We start from the raw sequence: 2,003 nt of genomic DNA, 5'->3' as shown, positions 1-2,003 counted from the left end.
CGCCAGCATGGTCGCCTGAAACACCGGGCCCAATCCGTTGCTGGAACGAAGTGCCGGCGTCGCATGTTGCCTGATCAGGGCCTGCACGGCGCGGTCGATAGCCGCCAGCTCGCGCGACAGTGCCGCAACAGTGCGCGCCGTCAGCGAACGGACTGTCGCCGATGCCATCGCGGCCTGCTGCTTCTGCGTCTGCAGCGTGACCACGACTTGGCCACGTCGGCGCAACCAGTCGCGCAACTCGCGTTGCCACGGCTGCGCCGCCACATAGGGGCGCAAGCGGTCGGCGAGCAGCCGCGCCATCAGCGCCAGCAGTCGGGCATCGATCGCGTCGGTCTTGGCCAACTGGCCCGTGGCGCGGGCAAAGTCGCGGGCCTGTCGCGGGTTGACCCGGGCCACCCACAGGCCGGCGTCGGAACAGGCCTCCAGCAGCGGCTCCTCGTAGCCGCCGGTGGCCTCCACCACGATCCGTGAGGCGCCCAGGGCGTGCAGTCGCTTCACCAGCTTGGTGATGCCGCTGCGGCTGTTGGCAAACCGTGCCACGGCCCGCATCCCATCCACCGCCATGTCCAGGTTGGCCTTGCCCACGTCGATGCCCACTGCCGCCATGCCCGTTCTCCGCTACAGTTGAGGGGTCGAGAGCATCGCGCCCGAGGCCCACGCTTATCAGTTCGAGGGAAACCTCGATCAACTGTTCGGGCGCAGGACGCGAGATCCGGCGTGCGGCCCCTGCTGAATTACGGTGGTGCTGACACCGAGGCGTTATCGGGCGCGCACGCCGGGCTCTCGGCTCTTAGGCTAGGGGAAACTCAAGACATAAGGCGTTAGGGCGTATGGACACTAGCCACTTCAAAAAGATGCGTCGCCATCGCCGACTGCTCCGCCTAATGGGGCTCGCGTGGGCACTCGTGGGCGCAGTTCTTTTAGTTTCTTTCGTTCCACTGGTAATGGACCCGAACGCGTCCATCATCTACAACGGCAGTCCTATCGATGAGTTCGGGCCAAAGCTCTCCGCTACGCTGTTTGCTGGCGCTTTCGTCGCTGCAGGCGCGTGCTTTTTGCTCGTACCCGCCCGCCTTCTGGACCGTCTGTACGTCTGGCGGCAATCCGTACTATCTTCAATTTTCTTTTGGTGCTCAAAATAGCACCTAACAGTTCGTTCAAGTCGAAGCTCAATCGCTTCGCGCTTGAGCTCGACTTAACTCAGGCGTTAGGCCGCTCAGGACCGTCAAATGGATGTTGCCGCCGTCAAAGAGCATTGCCGTCGTTACCCCGGCACATCCTCGAAAGTGTATGGGCCGCCTAGCAACATCCTTGTCTACTATGTTGGCGGAAGAAAGTTTGCCTATTTCAAGACCAGCGATCCGGAGAAGTGGCGCTTTAGTATTTGCACCACCCCAGAACGCTTCTTGGAGTTGACTGACATACCTGGCATCAAGCCGGCCCGCTACATGGCTAAGTTCCGCTGGGTCACAATCGTGGATGTCGGCACGGTCCCAGCCGACTACCTTCAGGAGCTGATCACGTGGTCTTACACCAAAGCGCTCTCCGGCCTTTCAAAACGGCAGCAGTCCGCCATCGTGGGCGAGCTGCCTAACAGTTCAATAAAGCCGAAGCCGCTTCGCGGCTCGGCCTAATTCAAACGTTCGGCGCCTAAACCAAGTTTCACGTACATGACTAATCCGCAACCCGCCTTCTGCGCCATCTACCGCTGGCGCTTACATCCCGGCTCCGAAGATGCCTTTGTGCTGGCTTGGTCTCGTGTAACCCAACTATTGCGGGCCGAGCGCGGCTCGTTGGGGTCGCGCCTGCATCGTGGTCCAGACAACGTTTGGTACAGCTACACGCAGTGGCCGTCCGCTGAAGCAAAGGCAGAGGGCCTTGCTCGACCGTCAGTGGATCCGGAGGCCTGGCAGCAGATGCGGGAGGCCATCGCGGAGAGTCTGCCCGAGCTTATCCTTGAGCCAGTATCAGATCATCTGGCTCCGCTGCCCCGGCACGGCAGG

Annotated in this window: 3 protein-coding genes; 2 read left to right on the top strand and 1 reads right to left on the bottom strand. The window is 61.7% G+C overall.

The genetic code is table 11. From position 1 onward, the window contains the following. Positions 1–606 (bottom strand): IS110 family transposase (locus N800_RS14945; RefSeq protein WP_036140497.1); only part of this gene is annotated, 606 nt, incomplete at its 3' end. A gap of 623 nt (positions 607–1,229) precedes the next feature. On the opposite strand from N800_RS14945, the gene N800_RS14940 reads away from it, so the two are divergent. Beyond that, positions 1,230–1,634, top strand: a complete 405-nt coding sequence (locus N800_RS14940) for an MmcQ/YjbR family DNA-binding protein (RefSeq protein ID WP_036140496.1) — start codon at positions 1,230–1,232, stop codon at positions 1,632–1,634. Positions 1,635–1,670: 36 nt separating this feature from the next. Continuing rightward, positions 1,671–2,003 (top strand): antibiotic biosynthesis monooxygenase family protein (locus tag N800_RS15755; protein WP_156963029.1); only part of this gene is annotated, 333 nt, incomplete at its 3' end.

Origin of the sequence: Lysobacter daejeonensis GH1-9, assembly GCF_000768355.1 — a bacterium.
GTDB lineage: Bacteria > Pseudomonadota > Gammaproteobacteria > Xanthomonadales > Xanthomonadaceae > Aerolutibacter > Aerolutibacter daejeonensis.
The sequence above is the reverse complement of the archived record's forward strand: the minus strand, read 5'-3'. Positions and strand labels throughout refer to the sequence as shown.

What these genes read in the sequence shown, in the direction of transcription:
- N800_RS14940 (WP_036140496.1), top strand. Translation starts at nt 1,230, where the DNA reads ATGGATGTTGCCGCCGTCAAAGAGCATTGCCGTCGTTACCCCGGCACA.